20 protein-coding genes are annotated in these 18,926 nt (G+C 67.3%); 14 read left to right on the top strand and 6 right to left on the bottom strand.

Annotation, left to right across the window (positions count from 1 at the left end; translation table 11 throughout):
• Positions 1-19: 19 nt before the first annotated feature.
• Entirely contained in the window at positions 20-1,237 is a 1,218-nt protein-coding gene (locus tag ACLBYA_RS01960; protein ID WP_447707661.1) for an acetyl-CoA C-acetyltransferase, read from the bottom strand.
• A gap of 37 nt (positions 1,238-1,274) precedes the next feature.
• Positions 1,275-2,255, bottom strand: a complete 981-nt coding sequence (locus ACLBYA_RS01955) for an SGNH/GDSL hydrolase family protein (RefSeq protein WP_447707660.1) — start codon at positions 2,253-2,255, stop codon at positions 1,275-1,277.
• Positions 2,256-2,449: 194 nt separating this feature from the next.
• Between ACLBYA_RS01955 and ACLBYA_RS01950 the strand changes: the two genes are divergently transcribed.
• The 8 genes from ACLBYA_RS01950 (at position 2,450) to ACLBYA_RS01915 (ending at position 10,491) form a co-directional block, all read left to right on the top strand.
• Entirely contained in the window at positions 2,450-3,499 is a 1,050-nt protein-coding gene (locus ACLBYA_RS01950) for an alpha/beta hydrolase (protein ID WP_447707659.1), read from the top strand.
• 30 nt (positions 3,500-3,529) lie between these two features.
• Positions 3,530-4,924 (top strand): cystathionine beta-synthase, encoded by a 1,395-nt coding sequence (locus tag ACLBYA_RS01945; RefSeq protein WP_447707658.1) that lies wholly within the window; start codon positions 3,530-3,532, stop codon positions 4,922-4,924.
• A gap of 143 nt (positions 4,925-5,067) precedes the next feature.
• Positions 5,068-5,706 (top strand): RDD family protein, encoded by a 639-nt coding sequence (locus ACLBYA_RS01940; protein WP_447707657.1) that lies wholly within the window; start codon positions 5,068-5,070, stop codon positions 5,704-5,706.
• 69 nt (positions 5,707-5,775) lie between these two features.
• Positions 5,776-6,255 (top strand): RDD family protein, encoded by a 480-nt coding sequence (locus ACLBYA_RS01935; RefSeq protein ID WP_447707656.1) that lies wholly within the window; start codon positions 5,776-5,778, stop codon positions 6,253-6,255.
• 56 nt (positions 6,256-6,311) lie between these two features.
• The gene (locus ACLBYA_RS01930; protein ID WP_447707655.1) at positions 6,312-7,277 is read left to right on the top strand and encodes a hypothetical protein; all 966 of its coding nucleotides are present in this window, start codon (positions 6,312-6,314) and stop codon (positions 7,275-7,277) included.
• A gap of 141 nt (positions 7,278-7,418) precedes the next feature.
• Positions 7,419-8,039, top strand: a complete 621-nt coding sequence (locus tag ACLBYA_RS01925) for an RDD family protein (RefSeq protein ID WP_447707654.1) — start codon at positions 7,419-7,421, stop codon at positions 8,037-8,039.
• A gap of 185 nt (positions 8,040-8,224) precedes the next feature.
• Complete coding sequence (locus tag ACLBYA_RS01920; RefSeq protein ID WP_447707653.1) at positions 8,225-9,238, top strand: hypothetical protein; 1,014 nt, start codon at positions 8,225-8,227, stop codon at positions 9,236-9,238.
• A gap of 80 nt (positions 9,239-9,318) precedes the next feature.
• Positions 9,319-10,491, top strand: coding sequence for a cystathionine gamma-synthase (locus ACLBYA_RS01915; RefSeq protein WP_447707652.1), 1,173 nt, complete (start codon positions 9,319-9,321; stop codon positions 10,489-10,491).
• Here ACLBYA_RS01915 and ACLBYA_RS01910 read toward each other — a convergent pair.
• From ACLBYA_RS01910 to ACLBYA_RS01900, 3 genes are all read right to left on the bottom strand, one after another.
• Entirely contained in the window at positions 10,488-11,141 is a 654-nt protein-coding gene (locus ACLBYA_RS01910) for a GOLPH3/VPS74 family protein (RefSeq protein ID WP_447707651.1), read from the bottom strand. The genes ACLBYA_RS01915 and ACLBYA_RS01910 overlap by 4 nt on opposite strands.
• The gene (gene greA / locus ACLBYA_RS01905) at positions 11,142-11,636 is read right to left on the bottom strand and encodes a transcription elongation factor GreA (protein ID WP_447707650.1); all 495 of its coding nucleotides are present in this window, start codon (positions 11,634-11,636) and stop codon (positions 11,142-11,144) included.
• A gap of 202 nt (positions 11,637-11,838) precedes the next feature.
• The gene (locus ACLBYA_RS01900) at positions 11,839-12,264 is read right to left on the bottom strand and encodes a DUF4307 domain-containing protein (protein ID WP_447707649.1); all 426 of its coding nucleotides are present in this window, start codon (positions 12,262-12,264) and stop codon (positions 11,839-11,841) included.
• Between the two features lie 97 nt (positions 12,265-12,361).
• On the opposite strand from ACLBYA_RS01900, the gene mca reads away from it, so the two are divergent.
• Genes mca through ACLBYA_RS01880 form a run of 4 tightly spaced genes read left to right on the top strand, consistent with a single transcriptional unit; the run spans position 12,362 to position 15,824 of the window.
• Positions 12,362-13,228: a mycothiol conjugate amidase Mca gene (mca, locus tag ACLBYA_RS01895; protein WP_447707648.1), complete on the top strand. Its 867-nt coding sequence runs from the start codon at positions 12,362-12,364 to the stop codon at positions 13,226-13,228.
• A complete protein-coding gene (locus ACLBYA_RS01890) occupies positions 13,225-13,473 on the top strand; it encodes a hypothetical protein (RefSeq protein ID WP_447707647.1) in 249 nt (82 codons plus the stop codon). Before mca ends, ACLBYA_RS01890 begins: the two co-directional genes overlap by 4 nt.
• Positions 13,457-15,445 carry a thioredoxin domain-containing protein gene (locus ACLBYA_RS01885; protein WP_447707646.1) on the top strand — a complete coding sequence of 663 codons (1,989 nt, stop codon included), beginning with the start codon at positions 13,457-13,459 and terminating at the stop codon, positions 15,443-15,445. Before ACLBYA_RS01890 ends, ACLBYA_RS01885 begins: the two co-directional genes overlap by 17 nt.
• 10 nt (positions 15,446-15,455) lie before the next feature.
• Positions 15,456-15,824 carry a nuclear transport factor 2 family protein gene (locus tag ACLBYA_RS01880; RefSeq protein ID WP_447707645.1) on the top strand — a complete coding sequence of 123 codons (369 nt, stop codon included), beginning with the start codon at positions 15,456-15,458 and terminating at the stop codon, positions 15,822-15,824.
• A gap of 58 nt (positions 15,825-15,882) precedes the next feature.
• Here ACLBYA_RS01880 and trhA read toward each other — a convergent pair whose 3' ends face one another.
• Entirely contained in the window at positions 15,883-16,614 is a 732-nt protein-coding gene (gene trhA, locus ACLBYA_RS01875; RefSeq protein ID WP_447707644.1) for a PAQR family membrane homeostasis protein TrhA, read from the bottom strand.
• Between the two features lie 56 nt (positions 16,615-16,670).
• Here trhA and ACLBYA_RS01870 point away from each other — a divergent pair, with 56 nt between their 5' ends.
• Both ACLBYA_RS01870 and ACLBYA_RS01865 read left to right on the top strand, forming a co-directional pair.
• The gene (locus tag ACLBYA_RS01870; protein WP_447707643.1) at positions 16,671-17,468 is read left to right on the top strand and encodes a (2Z,6E)-farnesyl diphosphate synthase; all 798 of its coding nucleotides are present in this window, start codon (positions 16,671-16,673) and stop codon (positions 17,466-17,468) included.
• A gap of 5 nt (positions 17,469-17,473) precedes the next feature.
• Positions 17,474-18,826 carry a hypothetical protein gene (locus ACLBYA_RS01865; protein WP_447707642.1) on the top strand — a complete coding sequence of 451 codons (1,353 nt, stop codon included), beginning with the start codon at positions 17,474-17,476 and terminating at the stop codon, positions 18,824-18,826.
• Positions 18,827-18,926: the final 100 nt, after the last annotated feature.

The raw sequence follows: 18,926 nt of genomic DNA, 5'->3' as shown, positions 1-18,926 counted from the left end.
GGGACGCCAGTCCAGGGCGTCAGGACAGCCGCTCCACGACCATCGCCATACCCTGGCCGCCGCCGACACACATCGACTCGATGCCGAACGTCTTGTCGTGGGTGGCCAGGTTGTTCAGCAGGGTCGCGGTGATCCGGGCGCCGGTCATACCGAACGGGTGGCCCAGCGCGATCGCGCCACCGGACACGTTGAGCTTGTCCTCGTCGATGCCCAGTTCACGCGCCGACCCGAGCACCTGCACCGCGAACGCCTCGTTGATCTCGACCAGGTCGATATCGGAGATCGTCTTGCCGGCCTTGGCCAGCGCCTTCTTGATCGCCTCGATCGGGCCCAGACCCATGATCTCCGGCGACAGGCCCGACACCCCGGTCGACACGATGCGCGCCAGCGGGGTCAGTCCCAGCTCCTTGGCCTTGGTGTCGCTCATGATGATCACCGCGGCGGCACCGTCGTTCAACGGACATGCGTTGCCGGCGGTGATGGTGCCGTTCGGCCGGAACACCGGCTTGAGCTGGCTGATCTTCTCGTAGGTGGTGCCGGCGCGCGGGCCGTCATCGGTGGAGACGACGGTGCCGTCGGGCAGTGTCACCGGCGAGATCTCGCGCCCGAAGAAGCCGCTCTTGATGGCTTCCTCGGCGCGGTTCTGCGACCGCACACCCCAGTGGTCCTGGTCCTCGCGGCTGATGCCGGTGAAGGTGGCGACGTTCTCGGCCGTCTGGCCCATGGCGATGTAGACGTCCGGGATCAGCCCGTCCTCGCGCGGGTCGTGCCACTTCACATCGCCCTCGGCCTGGGCGATGGTGCGCGCCTGCGCCTCCTCGAACAGGGGGTTCTTCGAGTTCGGTGCACCGTCGGCGGCGCCCACGGCGAACCGTGACACCGTCTCGACACCGGCGGAGATGAACACGTCGCCCTCTCCGGCCTTGATCGCATGGAAGGCCATCCGGGTGGTCTGCAACGACGACGAGCAGTACCGGTTGACGGTGGTGCCGGGCAGGAAGTCGTAACCGAGCTCTACCGCGACGGCGCGGCCGATGTTGTAGCCGGCCTCACCGGCGGGCTGCGCGCTGCCCATCATCAGGTCGTCGATATCGCGCGGATCCAGCGACGGCACCTTGTCCAGCGCCGCACGGACCATCTGGGCGGCCAGGTCGTCGGGACGCATGGTGACCAGCGATCCCTTGCCGGCCCGCCCGATCGGCGAGCGTGCGGTGGCGACGATGACGGCTTCGGGCATGTTGACCTCCGTGAACAAGTGCTTGGTTGGCTCTACGCTAGCCCGCGGGCACCACGATGGGTGCGGGGACCCCGGTTGAGCGACGCCACAGCCGGCTGACATTGCCGATCCAGGACAGCGGTGAGCCGCTCTCGTCGATGCGCGACTCCAGTGCCGCCTCGGCGGGCATGCCGGATACGAACTCGCCCAACGCATTACACAAAGCCGGCAACAGCTGCTTGGCGGCCAGGTCGTAACCGGCCCCGGACGGGTGGAACATGTCGGGCGAGAACAGCAGCTCCGGGGTCTTGTAGAAGTGCGGCGCCAGCAGGTCCGAGAACGGCACCGGCACCCCGCCGGCGGACCGGACCGCCGAGGCCTGTGCCCGGGCCAGTCGCAGGCCCTGGCTGCGCGCCACCCAGCGCAGCGGTTGCGGGATGGCCTTGATGACGCCGAAATCGGGACAGGTGCCCACCACCACGACGGCTCCGGCGTCACGTAACCGCTGGACGGCCCGGCCGACCCGACGGGCCGACGGACCCAGACCGTTGGGCTTGGTGATGTCGTTGGCGCCGATCATGATGACCGCGGCATCCGGAGGAGGGCCCGCGACGAACATCGCGTCGATCTGGCCGGCCAACCCCTTGGAGGTGGCGCCGACGATTGCCTTGGTGCTCAGCCTGATGCGCTTGCCGGACTCCTCGGCCAGGCCACGGGCCAGCAGCACGCCGGGTACCTCGTCGGCGCTCGTGCTGCCGTAACCGGTGGCGGTGGAATCCCCGAAGATCATCAGGTGCAGGTCGTACGGGGTATCCCGGGTCCAGCGTTGCACCGGACCGCCACCGGCGGTGTACACGCCGTCCGCGCGCGGCGGAACGTCCCAGGATTTGGGGATGACCTGGCGAGCCTGGTCGGCCTGCCCGCTCAGTAGGTTGCGGGCTCCGACATATGCCGAACCCGTCGATGCGAGCGCGGCGGCTGCCAGTGCGATGGACGTCCTGCGTCTGCGGACGTGAGGAGCGTTCAGGCGTGAGCCCACGCCATGAGTTTAGAGCCGCATTCGGCAAAGTCAGTAGGCGCGCGAGTGGGCGCGGTCACATTGGGGTATCGAACGCGGTACCAAATCAGATTCAGGGATTGTTGAACAAATTGACGGGAGGCAAGCTAAATTCAACCGCCTGGCTAACTAATTTCAGCCAGATGGGAACTACAACGGTGTAGGAAGTGGTGGCGATGACGGCACCAAGCAGGGTCTCAGGAGATCCGCGGGCAACGATCAGTGCAGCTAGAGCGCGTCAATCGCGACGTTTCCCGGTCGGCGACTGGCGACCGGTCGAGATTGTCGAGGACGGTGCCGGGATCGCGGGCAGGCTCGCCGGTCTGGTCGCCATGTTGACGATCAAGCCCACGCTGGCTATCGGTAGTTATGCCCCCAAACTGCCGTGGCCGTTCGGGGTGCTGGACTTCGCCGCCCGGGTGCTGCGACCGACGCCGGGCACCGTGCGCGCCACCATCGCGCTGCCGCACTGCACCGCCTCCCTGATCCGCGCCGCCGGTGTGCTGCCCGCCGACGGGAAGCGCTCGGTCATCCTGTATCTGCACGGCGGCGGGTTCCTGGCCTGTGGAGCCAACACCCATGGCCGGATGGTCACGGAGCTGTCCCGATTCGCCGACAGCCCGGTGTTCCTGCCGAACTACCGGATGGTGCCCAAGCACTCCATCGGCCAAGCGCTCGACGACTGTTATGACGCCTACAAGTGGCTGCGGCTGACCGGGTACGCCCCCGAGCACATCGTGTTGGCCGGTGACTCGGCCGGCGGGTACCTGGCGCTCGCATTGGCCCAGCGGCTACAGGACGAGGGGATCGCGGGCGAGACACCGGCCGCGGTCGTCACCATCTCCCCGCTGTTCGAGATCGACAGCGACACCCGGGCGCAGCACCCCAACGCCCACACCGATGCGATGTTCCCGCTCCGGGCGATCGAGGCACTCGCCGATATCGTCGGGGCGGCCGGTGAGCGTCAGGGCGACGAGGAGATCTACGAGCCGCTGCACCACATCGCACCCGGGTTGCCCCGCACGCTGATTCACGTATCGGGGTCGGAGGTTCTGCTCAACGATGCGCGTAAGGCGGCGCGCATGCTCGCCGAGGCGGGCGTCCCGGTGGAGGTGCGCATCTGGCCAGGTCAGATGCACGTGTTCCAGCTGTGTTCACCCATCGTCGGAGAGGCGACCCGCTCGCTGCGTCAGATCGGTGACTACATTCGCGAGGCCACGTGGTGAGTTGGCGGACGGCCTGACACGATAGGTGTCATGCGCATCGCCAGCCATGTCAGTGAGCTCATCGGTAACACCCCGCTGGTCCGGCTGAACTCGGTGGTTCCGCCGGGCGCCGGGCTGGTGGCCGCCAAGATCGAGTACCTGAATCCGGGTGGCAGCGCCAAGGACCGCATCGCGGTCAAGATGATCGACGCCGCCGAGGCGTCGGGCGCGTTGAAGCCCGGTGGCACCATCGTCGAACCCACCTCCGGCAACACCGGTGTCGGGCTGGCGCTGGTGGCCCAGCAGCGTGGGTATCACTGCGTGTTCGTCTGCCCAGACAAGGTCAGCGAAGACAAGCAGAATGTGCTGCGCGCGTACGGCGCCGAGGTCGTGGTGTGCCCGACGGCCGTCCCGCCGGACCACCCGGACAGCTACTACAGCGTCTCCAACCGCCTTGTCGATGAGATCGACGGCGCATGGAAACCCGATCAGTACTCCAACCCGATGGGTCCGGCGAGCCACTACGAGACCACCGGCCCGGAGATCTGGGCCGATACCGATGGCAAGATCACCCATTTCGTCGCAGGCGTGGGCACCGGCGGGACCATCACCGGCACCGGCCGCTACCTCAAGGAGGTGTCCGACGGTCGGGTGAAGATCATCGGCGCCGACCCGGAGGGCTCGGTGTACTCCGGCGGCACCGGTCGGCCGTATCTGGTCGAAGGGGTCGGCGAGGACTTCTGGCCGAGCGCCTACGACCCGGCCGTGCCCGACGAGATCATCGCGGTGTCGGACGCGGATTCCTTCGATATGACCCGGCGGTTGGCGCGCGAGGAGGCGCTGCTGGTGGGCGGGTCGTGCGGGATGGCCGTGGTGGCCGCGATCAAGGTCGCCGAGCAGGCCGGCCCCGATGCCGTGGTGGTCGTGCTGCTGCCCGACGGCGGCCGCGGTTACCTGTCCAAGGTCTTCAACGATGCGTGGATGTCGTCCTACGGGTTCCTGCGCAGCCGCCTCGACGGCACCATCTCGGAGCCGACCGTGGGCGAGGTGCTGCGCCACAAGTCCGGTGCGCTACCGGATCTGGTGCACACCCACCCGTCGGAGACCGTGCGCGACGCCATCAACATCCTGCGCGAGTACGGGGTGTCGCAGATGCCCGTCGTCGGTGCCGAGCCACCCGTGATGGCCGGTGAGGTCGCCGGAAGTGTCTCCGAAAGGGAGTTGCTGTCAGCTGTTTTCGAGGGTCGAGCAAAGTTGGCTGACGCGGTGGCCGAGCACATGAGCGCACCGTTGCCGCTGATCGGTTCCGGTGAACTCCTCGGTACCGCGGCAAAAACGCTGCGGGACTATGACGCCGTCATGGTCGTCGAGGACGGCAAGCCGATCGGCGTGCTGACCCGCCACGATCTGTTGGGGTCGCTGTCCAAGGGGCCCGTCGGCGGGTAGAACCCTCTTTGCGTTGGCAAACATGCAGGTCGACGCGAACGTATCGGTGCGATGAAGTTGGCGTTAGCCGGGCATTGTGAGCTGCTTCTCAGGTAGGGTTACTCGCCGCAGAGCCAGCTAATTTCCTCACCTGGAAGGCGCACATGACCGAGCAACCGCCACCACCTCCCGGGAATTACCCGCCGCCTCCGCCACCGCCGGGTGGTTATCCGCCGCCGCCCCCACCCGGAGGGTTTCCGCCGCCACCGCCGCCCGGTGCAGGATTCGGTGGTTACGGTCCGCCTGCCGGCGTCCTGCCCAAGGGCGCCTACACGCCGTGGTTCACCCGGGTGTTGGCTTTTCTGATCGACGTGGTCCCAGTGCTGATCCTGCAGGGCATCGGTTATGGACTGCTGCTCGGTACACGGGAAACCGTCTGCGTCACAGACACTTCGGAGTACGACCTCGGTGAATTCTGTGCCACCGGAGCATCGACACTCGGACAGGTGTCGGTGGCGGCCTTCGGGTTGCTCGCGCTGGTGTTCTACTTCTGGAACTACGGGTACCGGCAAGGGACCACGGGCTCGAGCCTCGGCAAGTCCATCATGAAGTTCCGGATTGTCAGCGAGGCAACCGGGCAGCCGATCGGAGTCGGCATGTCTATCGCACGTCAGCTCATCTACGTCGTGGCGAACGCGATCTGTTTCCTCCCATGGCTGGTCGCCGTCCTGTTCCCGTTGTGGGATCCCAAGGCGCAGACCCTGGTGGACAAGTTGATCAAGACAGTCGCGCTGCCGATCTGACCTGTTTGGACATCGAAAGCGCCGGCCCACGCGGGCCGGCGCTTTCGCCGATACACCCCTGAGGACCCCATGACCCAGCCCGACGCCTACACCCCCTGGCTCCATCGGGTGCTGGCCTTCGTCATCGATCTGCTGCCGGCCGCGGTGCTGCAGGGCATCGGGTACGGATTGCTGCTCGGCACCAGGGAGACGGTGTGTGTCACCGACGATTCACAGTTCGACCTCGGCGGGTACTGCGCCACCGGGGCATCTACGCTGGGCCAGACATCTTTTGCGGCGGCCTGGGTGCTGGCGGCCGCATTCGTCGTGTGGAACTACGGATACCGGCAGGGGACCACCGGTTCCAGCCTCGGCAAGGGTGTGCTGAAGTTCAAGGTGGTCAACGAGAACACCGGCCTGCCAATCGGATTCGCCATGTCGATCGTTCGACAGTTGGCGCACGCGGTGGACGCGGTGATCTGCTACGTCGGCTTTCTCTTTCCGCTGTGGGACGCCAAAAGCCAGACACTCGCCGACAAGATAATCAAGACCATCTGCGTGCCGTTGTGACATAGGCTCATTGGCTGTTGCGTTCGACAATTTCTCAGATCTGACGAGAAGGGGATATGACTCAACCGCCTCCGCCGCCGGGTGAATACCCGCCCGGCGGTTTTCCGCCGCCGCCCGAGAACAATCCGCCCCCCGGCGGCTACCCGCCGCCACCGCAGGGCGGCTACCCACCGCCACCCGGGCAGTACCCACCGCCGCAGGGCGGCTATCCACCGCCACCCCCGCAGGGTGGGTATCCGCCGCCCCCGCCGTCCTATGGCGGCTTTCCGCCCCAGGCCCCGGGATATCCGCCGGCCGGTGGACCCGGATTCGGTGCCCCTGCCTACAGCGTCGGCGCGGCCGTCTCCTGGGCGTGGAACAAGTTCACCCAGAACGCCGTGGCCATCCTGGTCCCGACCGTGGTCCTGGGCCTGATCTACAGCGCTCTGCAGTTCGTCATCCAGTCCATTTCCAGCGGATTCGCCACGGCCGGCAGCTCGTCCTATGACGACTACGGTTTCGCGGCCTCCTACTCGCTCGGGATGGGCGGCATCCTGGTGACCATCGTCGGGGCGATCGTCTCGGCGGTCGTGATGGCGGTGGTGCAATCGGCCTATATCGGCGGCATGCTCGACATCGCCAACGGCCGGCCTGTCGAGATCGGCTCGTTCTTCAAGCCGCGCAATGTCGTCAACGTGATCATCGCGTCGGTGCTGTCGAGCATCATCATCGGCATCGGCGTGCTGCTGTGCGTCGTCCCCGGCATCCTCGCCACGATCGTGCTGATGTTCACCACCGTGATCGTCGTCGACCGCAACGTGTCGGGTATCGACGGCCTGACGGGCAGCTTCGAGATCGCCAAGGCCAATTTCGGCCCGGTCGCGCTGACCTGGCTCACCACCATCGGCATCACGATCCTGGGTGTGCTGGCATGTGTCGTCGGCCTGGTTGTGGCCTACCCGGTGGCCATCCTGGTGACGGTGTACGCCTACCGGAAGCTGACGGGCGGCTACCTCGCCGCGCCCACACAGAACAGCTTCTAAAGAATCGCGGCGAACCGGGGTGGGCATGTGATGCCCACCCCGGTTCGGCGTTTCGGCATCAAGAATTCACCAAGCGCGACCATCGACACTGCCTCGGTGGCCGGAGCGGTCCGGCCCGTCCGCATCTACCGAGAAGGTGACATGACACATCCTCCCTACCCGCCCGGCGGGTTTCCGCCGGGCCAGAACATCCCGCCCGCCGGGGGCTGTCCGCCGCCGGGAAGTCATCCGCCGGTCGGCGCCGGTGGTTTTGGTCCGCCGCCCGGTGTTGAGTCGACGGGGGCGTATACGCCGTGGTTCACCCGGGTGCTGGCGTGGTTGATCGATTACGTCCCGGTGTTCCTGATCGTGGGAATCGGTTTCGGCGTGTTGGCCGGGACGCGGGAGACGGTGTGTCTGACCGACACATCGGAGTATGACCTGGGTGAGTTCTGTGCCACGGGCGCCTCGAGTATCGGGCAGCTCTCGGCGTTGGGGATCTTCCCGCTGTTGGCGTTGGTGTTCGTGGTGTGGAATCTCGGGTTCAAGCAGGGGGCGACGGGGTCGAGCCTCGGCAAGTCGATCATGAAGTTCAAGATTGTCGGCGAGAACAACGGTCAGCCAATCGGTTTCGGGTTGTCGCTGGCACGGGAGCTGATCTATCTGGTGGCCTATTTCGCGTGCGGCATCGTGTGGTTGGCGGCGGTGCTGTTCCCGTTGTGGGATCCCAAGGCGCAGACCTTGGTGGACAAGCTGATCAAGACGGTCGCGCTGCCGATCTGAGGATGCGCACCTGGCGCCGGGCCGTCACACGCACCGGCCGCCATCGGTGCAGAACCGTTCCCGAATCAACGGACGCAGAACTCGCGGTGATCTTGACGGTCGCCGGACCGCATGGGTGACATAGGCTCAGCCCACGCGCCGATGGCGCTGCGTTTGTCAGTACTCAATTCTCACGAGAAGGTGACATGACACAACCGCCTCCGCCGCCGGGCAGCACGCCGCCCGGCGGTTTCCCGCCGCCGCCCGAGAACATCCCGCCGGCCGGCGGGCACCCGCCCCCGGGGAGCTACTCGCCCCCGCCGTCGGGCAATTACCCGCCCCCGCCGCAAGGTGGCTTCCCGCCGCCTCCGCAGGGCGGTTACCCGCCGCCTCCGCCGCAGGGTGGCTTCCCGCCGCCTCCGCAGGGCGGTTACCCGCCGCCTCCGCCGCAGGGTGGTTACGCACCGCCCCCGCCCGCGGGCTACCCGCCGGCCGGCTACGGCGGCGCCCCTGCCCCGTTCAGCGTCGGTGACGCGTTCTCCTGGGCCTGGAACAAGTTCAGCAAGAACGCGGCGGCGCTGATCGTCCCGACGCTGGTGTACGCGCTGATCGTCGGTGTCCTGGCGGGCATCATCTACGGGCTGGCGTTCGCGCTGGCGCCCAGTGGGGTGACCACCTACGACTCCTATGACACCGGGTTCAGCTACGAGTACAGCGCCGGTTTCGGCGCCGCCAGCTTCATCGTCATCGCGCTCGGCGGCATCGTGTTCCTGGTGCTGATGGCGGCGATCTCGTCGGCCTACATCAGCGGCATCCTGGACATCGCCAACGGCGTTCCGGTGACGGCGGGTTCGTTCTTCAAGCCGCGTCTCATCGGGCCGGTGATCGTGGCAACCCTGCTGGTCGGCATCGCCACCGCCATCGGCAGCGTGCTCTGCTACATCCCCGGTCTGATCGTGTCGATCTTCGCCTTCTTCACCACCGTCGCGCTGCTGGACCGCAACCTGTCGGCCATCGACGCGATCAAGACGAGCATCGATATCGCGAAGAAGAACTTCGTCCAGGTGCTGCTCGTCTGGCTGCTGTTCTCGGTCATCCTGGCCGTCGGCTCGTTCGTCTGCTACGTCGGCCTGCTGGTCGCCGCACCGGTCGCGATCCTGTTCGAGGTCTACGCATTCCGCAAGCTGACCGGTGGACAGGTCGCACCGCTGACACCGTAAGCACGCCTTGGCAAGGGCGGGGTGGACCACATGTGGTCCACCCCGTTTTTGTCGCCGCGGGCACCACTACCCTTGTCCTCATGGGTGAACAGCGCAGTGCACACGACGCACATCGGTGGCAGGGTCTGGCGACCCGGGCCATCCACGCCGGCTTCCGGCCCGACCCGGCCACCGGCGCCGTCAACGCCCCGATCTACGCCAGTTCCACGTTCGCGCAGGACGGAGTCGGTGGCCTGCGCGGTGGTTTCGAGTATGCCCGCACCGGAAATCCGACCAGGGCGGCGCTGGAGGCCTCACTGGCCGCCGTCGAGCAGGCCGATTTCGGCCGCGCATTCGCCTCCGGGATGGCGGCCACCGACTGCGCATTGCGGGCGGCGCTGCGTCCCGGTGACCACGTTGTCATCCCCGACGATGCCTACGGCGGCACCTTCCGGCTGATCGACAAGGTGTTCACCCAGTGGGGGATTCGGTACACCCCGGCCCCGTTGGCCGATCTGGACGCGGTGACCGCCGCGGTGACACCGGAGACCAAGCTCATCTGGGTGGAGACACCCACCAACCCGCTGCTGTCCATCGCCGATATCGCCGGAATCGCCGAGATCTCGCACAAAGCCGGGGCGAAGTTGTTGGTGGACAACACCTTCGCCTCACCCGCGCTGCAGCAGCCGTTGACCCTGGGCGCCGATATCGTGCTGCACTCCACCACCAAATACATTGGCGGACACTCCGATGTCGTCGGTGGTGCGCTGCTGACCAGTTCCGAGGAGCTCGACACCGCATTCGCCTTCCTGCAGAACGGGGCGGGTGCGGTGCCCGGCCCGTTCGACGCCTATCTGACGATGCGCGGCCTGAAGACCCTGGTGCTGCGGATGCAGCGGCACAGTGAGAATGCTGCGAAGGTGGCCGAATTCCTGGCCGAACACCCCGCGGTCGACACCGTGCTCTATCCGGGGCTACCCAGCCATCCCAACCACGAGGTGGCTGCCAAGCAGATGTCCGGTTTCGGCGGCATGATCTCGGTGCGCCTGCGTGGGGGACTGGCCGCGGCCCGTGATCTGTGCGCCCGCACGGAGATTTTCATTCTCGCAGAATCTTTGGGCGGGGTGGAGTCGCTGATCGAGCACCCCGGTGCGATGACGCACGCGTCGACGGCCGGTTCACAGCTGGAGGTGCCCGAGGATCTGGTCCGGCTGTCGGTCGGCATCGAGGAGGCCGCCGACCTGTTGGGCGATCTGGAGCAGGCGCTGCGCTAGGAGCCGAGCGCGGGCCGCAGCGCGGACGCGGTGACGGCCACGTTGATCTCGGCGAGCCCGGTCGGTGATTCGTCGATCCAGCTGCCCAGCGCGATCTCGCCGGCCCGGGCATGCACCCAGCGCCAGCCCCGGTCGTTGAGGCTCAGCACCGCGCCCAGGCCGTCCACCGCGTGCAGCAGCGAGATCGCCGCGGCGGTCGGCGTCGCCGGCGGTCTGCGGTCGAACAAGGCAGCCAGCAGGGCCGTCCGAGCCCGCTCGACCCGGTCGCGGTTCTGCATCGGGAAAGCGAAACCTTTGGGCTGCAACGGGACCCGTTGAATCTGGCCGGCGCGCTCAAGCTGGCTCAGCAGCAGATCCTCGGCGGTGCGGCTCAGCTTCGACACTGCCGCGGCAGGCTTGAGCGGGCGCCGGGTGAGCATCTCCCACGCCGGGCCGGTGACCGGATCCAACAGGGCGGTGCCCGTCAGGGCGAGCAGCCGACCGGCCGCGACGGTGTCACCGTCGGTGGCCGGTCGGGCTCGGGATGCCCAGGCGAGGTCCAGCAGTATTGCCGCGCCGAGCACCCGCTGTCGGCGTTGCCGTTCCAGCGCGGGTTGGGCAGCGGCGTTGTCGAGGAGCAGCAGCAGCAGATCCTCGGCGATCAGGGCCATCTAGGCGTGATAGGGCTCCGCGCTGACCAGCGTGACCTTGACGGTGCTGCCGCTGGGCACGGTGTAGGTGCGGGTCTCACCGACCTTGGCGTCGATCAGGGCACCGCCCAGCGGGGAACTCGGCGAGTAGACCTCGAGCTTGCCGTCGCTGACGCCCTCCTGGCGGGTGGCGATCAGGAAGGTCTCGGTGTCCTTCTCGTCGCCGTCGTAGTAGACCTTGACGACCGAGCCGGGCAGGGCGACACCGGAGACGGTCGGAGCCTCGCCGACCTTGGCGCTGTTGAGCAGTTCCTGCAGCTGACGGATGCGGGCTTCTTCCTGGCCCTGCTCCTCGCGGGCGGCGTGGTAGCCACCGTTCTCGCGCAGGTCGCCCTCTTCGCGACGGTCGTTGATCTCGGCGGCGATGACGGGCCGGTGAGCGATGAGCTGATCCAGCTCCGCCTTCAACCGGTCGTGTGCTTCCTGGGTCAGCCAGGTGACCTGGGTATCGGTCATGTCCTCGCACTCCTGTCGTTGTTCATTCTCGCGCTGTGTCGCGTGGGAAGGTCGTGTGTATCGCCGCGATTGCAGGCGCCGTCTGCGCGCAAATGCAGCAATACACGGCTCCAGTGCGGAACCGTGTATGGGCCGAGCTTACCACCGCCGCGTCAACGGATTTTCACGATTTCGCAGTTCGGCGTTCGTTGCGCAAACCGTTCTAGGGCGCTAACAGATAGTCCGGTACGTCGATACCGCAGCCGTAGATATCGCCCACGACCGGCGGTTTCGTGGATTTGACCTCCGCGTCGATCACCACCGAATCCGCGGTGGACGGGGGCACCAGGACCTCGCGCCGCCCGGTCTCGTCACCGTCGATGGACCGGGCCCGCACGATGCACACCGCGGGCAGCGACGGGTCCGCCCTGGTCACCGTGATGGTCACCTCGACGGTCTGGTCGTCGATCAGCCGGTAGCCGCTCAGTTCACCCTTGGCGTCGGCGGTCCCGAACCGCTGGAAGGCGATGATCGCGATGCCCACCCCGACCACCACAATCGTCAGAAAAAGGCCGATCACCAGCCATCGGCGGGTGCTGCGGGACAGCTTTTGACGCCCGTAGCGGGCGGCGGGACGCTCGATGGTCAAGGTTTTGGGTGCCCGTCGGTCGGTGGCTTCTCTTAGACCTGGAACTATAGGGGTGGTGGGCATAAGCGAGAGGGACGCCTTCGTTGGATGAGAGACGATGACTGAATTGCGCTTGATGGCGGTACACGCCCATCCCGACGATGAGTCCAGCAAGGGGGCGGCCACGACCGCCCGCTACTCCGACGAGGGCGCCAGGGTGATGGTGGTGACCCTGACGGGCGGGGAACGTGGGGACATCCTGAACCCCGCGATGGACATCCCCGAGGTGCACGGCCGTATCCACGAGGTGCGCCGTGACGAGATGGCCCGCGCCGCGGACATCCTCGGCGTCGAGCATCACTGGCTCGGCTATGTCGACTCCGGGCTGCCCGAGGGCGATCCGCTGCCGCCGCTGCCCGAGGGCTGCTTCGCCCTGGAGCCGCTCGATGGACCGGTGGAACGACTGGTCCGGGTCATCCGCGAGTTCCGCCCGCACGTGCTGACCACCTACGACGAGAATGGCGGCTACCCGCACCCGGACCACATCCGCTGCCATGAGGTGTCCGTTGCGGCGTACGAGGCTGCCGCCGACCACCTGCGCTATGCCGACGCTGGGGCGCCGTGGGCCGTGTCCAAGCTCTACTACAACCACGGCTTCCTGCGGCAGCGCATGCAGGTCCTGCAGGACGAGTTCGCCCATCACGGCCAGGAGGGCCCGTTCGCCAAGTGGCTGGAGAACTGGGACGCCGAGGAGGACGTCATCGAGCAGCGCGTCACCACCCGCATCGAATGCGCGAAATACTTCACTCAGCGTGATGACGCCCTGCTGGCGCACGCGACCCAGATCGACCCCAAGAGTTTCTTCTTCACCACCCCGATGGAGTGGCAGCAGCGGCTCTGGCCCACCGAGGAGTTCGAGCTCGCGCGGTCCAGGATCCCGGTGCAGCTGCCCGAAACCGATCTGTTCGCCGGAATCGAGCCATGACTGACCTGCTTCTGATCGCCACCACACTGCTCGCCGAGGACGGCGCCCCGCGCCAGACAGGGCCCGATTTCGGCAAGGCCAGCCCGGTCGGCCTGCTGATCCTGGTGCTGTTGCTGATCGGCACCTTTGCGCTGGTCTTCTCGATGAACCGGCACCTCAAGCGGCTGCCGGAGTCGTTCGACCCCGACCATCCGGAAGCCGATCAGGCCGTCGACGAGGGCACCGCAGGTGACGCCAAGGGGTAACACCCTGGGCGCGGCCACCAGCCCGTACCTGCGCCAGCACGCCGACAATCCGGTGCGCTGGCAGCAGTGGACGTCCGAGGCGCTGGCCGAAGCGGTGCGCCGCGATGTGCCGATCCTGCTGTCGATCGGGTACGCGGCCTGCCACTGGTGCCACGTGATGGCCCACGAATCCTTTGCCGATGACGAGGTCGCCGCCGCCGTCAACGACCACTTCGTCTGCATCAAGGTCGACCGTGAGGAACGGCCCGACCTCGATGCGGTCTACATGAACGCCACCGTCGCGATGACCGGTCAGGGCGGCTGGCCGATGACCTGCTTCCTGACCCCCGACGGCCGGCCCTTCTTCTGTGGCACGTACTACCCCAAAGACGGCTTTCTGCAGCTCATTTCGGCGGTCAAGGAGACTTGGGCCGAACGTCGCGGTGAGGTCGAGCAGGCCTCCGATGAGATCGCCGGCGAATTGCAGTCGATGACCTCCGGGTTGCCCGGCACCGGGCCGGCGCTGGACGCAGGCGTGTGTGATGACGCCGTCGCCGCCGTGCTGCGCGACGAGGACGTCGCCAACGGCGGATTCGGTGGCGCGCCCAAGTTTCCGCCGTCGGCGCTGTTGGAGGCGCTGCTGCGCCACCACGAGCGCACCGGGTCGACGACGGTGCTCGACGTGATCCGGCGCGCGGGTGCCGCGATGGCCCGCGGCGGGTTGTACGACCAGCTGGCCGGGGGATTCGCCCGGTACAGCGTCGACGCGGGCTGGGTGGTGCCCCATTTCGAGAAGATGCTCTACGACAACGCGCAGCTGCTGCGGTTCTACGCACACTGGGCGCGTCGCACCGCAGATCCCCTGGCGCGCAGAGTCACCGAAGAGACTGCCCGGTTCATCATCGACGGCCTCGGCGATGGTGGGCTGTTCACCTCGTCGCTGGACGCCGATTCCGCGGGTGTGGAGGGCCTGACCTACGTCTGGAATCCGGCCCAGTTGCTTGATGTGCTGGGTGACGATGGTGATTGGGCCGCTGCACTTTTTGAGGTCACCGCGGCCGGAACCTTCGAGAACGGCAGCTCGGTGCTGCAGTTGCGTGGCGATCCCGAGGACTGGGCTCGTTTCGAGCGGGTGCGTGGCGCGCTGTCGGCGGTGAGGGCGCAGCGGCCCCAGCCCGGCCGCGACGACAAAGTGGTGACGGCCTGGAACGGGCTGGCCATCACTGCGCTGGTCGAGGCGTCGGTGGCGCTGGACAAACGCGAATATGCGTCTGCGGCAATCGATTGTGCGCGTAAGCTGCTGGCCCTGCACCTCGTCGACGGTCGCTTGCGCCGGGCCAGCCTGGGCGGGGTGGTCGGCGACAGCGCCGCCATCCTGGAGGACTACGCGATGCTGGCCACCGCGCTGTGCGGTCTGTACCAGCTGACCGGCACACCGTCCTGGCTCACCGTCGGTACCGGCCTGATCGACACCGCGTTGGACCACTTCGCCGACCCGCAGCGGCCGGGGCATTGGTTCGACACCGCCGATGATGCCGAGGTCCTGGTGTTGCGGCCGGCCGACCCGCTCGACAACGCGACACCGTCCGGCGCCTCGTCGATTGTCGAGGCGTTGCAATTCGCGGCGCACCTGAGTGCCGACCCCCGCTACGGCGCCGCCCATGACGCGACGCTGGCCAACGCCACCACCATATTGACGAAACTGCCACGCTCTGGCGGACATTGGCTCTCCGTCGCCGAAGCGGCGGTGCGCGGCCCGATCCAGATTGCGGTTGCCTGTGATCCGCAGGACTCCGAGCTGCTGACCGCAGCGCGCATGCTGGCGCCCGGCGGTGCGGTCGTCGTCGGCGGGGCACGGGATTCGAGTGAGTTGCTGGTCGGCCGCGACCGCGTGGGTGGCCGAGACGCGGCGTATGTGTGCCGCGGCCGGGTGTGCGATCTGCCGGTCACCACGGTCGCCGATCTTGATGCCGCGCTGCGGCGGCCCGTGTAGCGTGCGGCACATGAGCTTCGAGCCGGATGCATTGCAGGGTTTCGTTCAGCGCTACCTCGACACCGCGGCCAACGGCAGTGCCGACGACGTCGCCGCGCTCTACGCCGAGGACGCCACATTGGAGGACCCGGTGGGCGGCGGCGAGGTGCACATCGGACGGCAGGCCATCGCCGGGTTCTACAAGAACGTCGAGGGCGTCGACGCGACCACCGAGCTGCTGTCGTTCCGCGCGGGTGGCACCGAAGCCGCGTTCGTCTTCGCGATCACCGTCGGTGGCGCGATGCGGATCGAGCCGATCGAGGTCATGACGTTCAACGCCGAGGGTCTGATCACCTCGATGAAGGCCTACTGGGGCCCGGCCAACATCACCCAGCTCTGATGCGATTTGTGGAGTCTTACCCGGAATGAGTCCGGGCGAGACTCCACAAATCACAGCGTCAGAAGACGGCGAACCACATCGCGATGTAGTGGCAGATGGCCGCGACCGCGGTACAGGCGTGGAAGAACTCGTGGTGGCCGAAGGTCGTCGGCCACGGGTTGGGCCACTTCAACGCATAGAACACCCCGCCGATCGAGTAGAGCGCGCCGCCGACGATCAGCAGCACCACCGCCGCCACACCGGCGCCGTGCATGATCGGGCCGATGAACCAGGCCGCCACCCACCCCAGCAGGATGTAGAGCGGCACCCCGAGCCAGCGCGGCGCCGACGGCCAGAACATCTTCAGGAAGACTCCGGCGATCGCGCCGCCCCACACGATCCAGAACAGCACCATGCCCTTCTCCGAGGGCAGGGCCAGCAGGGCGAATGGGGTGTAGCTGCCCGCGATGAAGATGAAGATCATCGAGTGATCGGCCCGCTTCATCCACTTGCGGGCGCGAGCGGATTCCCACGTGATCCGGTGGTAGGTGCCGCTGACGGCGAACATCGCCACGATGGTGCAGGTGTAGATGAGCGTCGCGATACCGGCGCGGGTGGATTCCAGCGACCACGACACCGACACCAGCGCCGCGCCGGCGATGAACGCGACGACGGCCGAGTAGACGTGGATCCAGCCGCGTGCCCGCGGCTTACCCAGGAACTGAGCGACCCCCTCGGCGAACGCCTCGGGTAGATCCTCCGCCGGTCGCACCGCCGCCGACCGATACGGGCGACTGGAGTCGATCGTCATGTCACCTCCAGTGACTGGCATGGGAGATCCCGAAGGCCACAGTAGTCTTAACCGCTGTGGAGATCATTCCGCCGCGGCTCAAGGAGCCGGCCTACCGGCTGTACGAGATGCGGTTGCGCCGTGAGCTGGCGCAGTCCCGATCGGAACTCCCGCGCCACATCGCCGTGCTGTGTGACGGCAATCGCCGGTGGGCGCGGGACGCGGGCTTCGACGATGTCAGTTATGGCTACCGCAAGGGCGCGGCCAAGATCGCCGAGATGCTGCGGTGGTGCCAGGCCACCGGGATCGAACTGACGACGGTCTACCTGCTCTCGACGGAGAACCTGCAGCGCGATCCCGACGAACTCGCCGCACTGATCGAGATCATCACCGATGTCGTCGAGCAGATCTGCGCGCCGGACAACCAGTGGAGCGTCCGCACCGTCGGCGACCTCGAACTGCTGGGCGAGGAGCCGGCGCGCCGGCTGCGTGAGGCCACCGAACGTACCGCGGCACGGTCCGCACCCGGAGCGCTCCAGGTCAACGTCGCGGTCGGGTACGGCGGCCGCCAAGAGATCGTCGACGCCGTCCGCGGCCTACTGAGCAAGCAGCTGGCCAACGGCGCCAGTGCCGAACAGCTCGTCGAGGCCGTCACCGTCGACGCCATCTCGGAGAACCTGTACACCTCGGGGCAGCCCGATCCCGATCTGGTCATCCGGACCAGCGGTGAGCAACGTCTCTCCGGATTCCTGTTGTGGCAGAGCGCCTATTCGGAGATGTGGTTCACCGAGGCGCACTGGCCGGCGTTCCGGCGGGTCGACTTCCTGCGGGCGCTGCGTGACTACACCCAGCGGCACCGCAGGCACGGGTTGTAGCCGTCATGGCCGCGCTGTCGGCGATCGTCTTCGCGCTCAGCTGGTGGCTCGGGCTCTATCTTGTCGCGCGCGATCCGCGCAAACCGGTGCTGGCGCTGGCCGCCGCGGGTCTGTGCAGCTTCGCGGTGGTGGTGGCACTGGACGCGGTGCGCATCGTGACCGAATCGGCGCTGCTCAGCCGGGTCGAGGTGTTCCTCATGGTGCTGCCCGGCATCTTCTGGTTCGCCGTGCTGGTCGAGCTGTCCCGGCCGATCGACAGCTGGCGCAGCCGGGTCGGTGAGATCGGACTCGTCGGTGTCGTCGCTGCGGTGGCGTTCACCGGTGCGGCGCTGGCAGGCGGTGTGGACGGGCCGCTGCGGTTGGGGCATTGGCTGATGTTCGCGGCAGTGTCCTTGCCGTCACTGGGCGCGATGGTGACCGCGGTGCTGCGACCGGCCCAGCCGGTGCCGGTGGTGCGGTTCGTTCTGGTGGCGACGCTGTTCTTCGCCCTCGCCAACGTCATCCTGATCATTCCGCTCGGACTGCTGCCGAGCGGATTGGCACTGGCATCGACCGGGTTCGACGTGGCGCTGCTGGGTGTCGCCGTTGCGCTCTGGGATGCCTTCGACGAGGGCCAGGCGCTCAAGGCGGACATGCTGCGGTCGTTCATCGGCACAGCGGTGATCGCGATCCTGTTCGGCGGGCAGGCGGTGATCGGGCTGATGATCGCCGGTGGTTCCGCGCAGACGGCGCTGACGGTGCTGCTGTTCACCAGCTCGGCCATCGCGATCGCGATCAACGTGCTGGCCGACCCGTTGTCCGGGGTGCTGGACCGGCTGGCGTTCAGCCCGGCATTGCGCGCCGACCGGGCGGCACTGCGCCGCACCGAGGCGGCACTGCCGCTGCGGTCGGACAACCCACTGGACCAACTCGACGACGACACCTTCGCCCGGCTGACCCGCCGCGCGCTCGGCCACTACGGTGACCTGTCCAAACTGGTGGCCAGCCCGCTGACCGCGCTGCCGGTGATCGACGACCGGCTCGCCGCCCGCGGCGCCGCGGACCAGCCGCTGGAGCGGGCCAACGAACTCAAGGCTCTGCTGGCCGACCGGATCGCCGCGCTGAAACCGCGTGACAGCGGTGATTTCGGCACCAGCGAGCAGTGGCGGCATTACAACTCGCTGTACTTCCCCTATGTCGTCGGCGTGCGGGCGTACGCGCAGAACGCCACCGCCGCGGGCCTGGACCCGGTGGCCCGGCAGGCCTGGCAGTGGTTCGTCACCGACGTCCCGCAGCGCTCGTTGCACAACTGGCAGAGCGCGGCGGCCCGGGTGATCGCTGCCGATCTGCGCGGTACTCATGTGGTTCCGACCCGCTGAGCTGCGGTTGGCAGTGTCTGGCAGCGTTCGGCGTCGAAGTGGCAGCCCGTTCTGAGGACCGTTGGTGACAGGTCGGCACCGGAGCCGCCGTCACCAGAGG

The sequence above is a fragment of the Mycobacterium sp. C31M genome (assembly GCF_053345865.1).
Note: the sequence above shows the minus strand (reverse complement) of the source record. Positions and strands in the feature narration are given on the sequence as shown.

Excerpts from the sequence above, each read along its gene's own strand:
- ACLBYA_RS01890 (WP_447707647.1), top strand. The coding sequence starts at position 13,225 with ATGACTGACCTGCTTCTGATCGCCACCACACTGCTCGCCGAGGACGGC.
- ACLBYA_RS01960 (WP_447707661.1), bottom strand. The coding sequence starts at position 1,237 with ATGCCCGAAGCCGTCATCGTCGCCACCGCACGCTCGCCGATCGGGCGG.
- ACLBYA_RS01940 (WP_447707657.1), top strand. The coding sequence starts at position 5,068 with ATGACCGAGCAACCGCCACCACCTCCCGGGAATTACCCGCCGCCTCCG.
- trhA (WP_447707644.1), bottom strand. The coding sequence starts at position 16,614 with ATGACGATCGACTCCAGTCGCCCGTATCGGTCGGCGGCGGTGCGACCG.
- ACLBYA_RS01915 (WP_447707652.1), top strand. The coding sequence starts at position 9,319 with ATGGGTGAACAGCGCAGTGCACACGACGCACATCGGTGGCAGGGTCTG.
- ACLBYA_RS01920 (WP_447707653.1), top strand. The coding sequence starts at position 8,225 with ATGACACAACCGCCTCCGCCGCCGGGCAGCACGCCGCCCGGCGGTTTC.
- ACLBYA_RS01950 (WP_447707659.1), top strand. The coding sequence starts at position 2,450 with ATGACGGCACCAAGCAGGGTCTCAGGAGATCCGCGGGCAACGATCAGT.
- ACLBYA_RS01930 (WP_447707655.1), top strand. The coding sequence starts at position 6,312 with ATGACTCAACCGCCTCCGCCGCCGGGTGAATACCCGCCCGGCGGTTTT.
- ACLBYA_RS01945 (WP_447707658.1), top strand. The coding sequence starts at position 3,530 with ATGCGCATCGCCAGCCATGTCAGTGAGCTCATCGGTAACACCCCGCTG.
- mca (WP_447707648.1), top strand. The coding sequence starts at position 12,362 with ATGACTGAATTGCGCTTGATGGCGGTACACGCCCATCCCGACGATGAG.
- ACLBYA_RS01865 (WP_447707642.1), top strand. The coding sequence starts at position 17,474 with ATGGCCGCGCTGTCGGCGATCGTCTTCGCGCTCAGCTGGTGGCTCGGG.
- ACLBYA_RS01880 (WP_447707645.1), top strand. The coding sequence starts at position 15,456 with ATGAGCTTCGAGCCGGATGCATTGCAGGGTTTCGTTCAGCGCTACCTC.
- ACLBYA_RS01910 (WP_447707651.1), bottom strand. The coding sequence starts at position 11,141 with ATGGCCCTGATCGCCGAGGATCTGCTGCTGCTGCTCCTCGACAACGCC.
- ACLBYA_RS01925 (WP_447707654.1), top strand. The coding sequence starts at position 7,419 with ATGACACATCCTCCCTACCCGCCCGGCGGGTTTCCGCCGGGCCAGAAC.
- ACLBYA_RS01935 (WP_447707656.1), top strand. The coding sequence starts at position 5,776 with ATGACCCAGCCCGACGCCTACACCCCCTGGCTCCATCGGGTGCTGGCC.
- greA (WP_447707650.1), bottom strand. The coding sequence starts at position 11,636 with ATGACCGATACCCAGGTCACCTGGCTGACCCAGGAAGCACACGACCGG.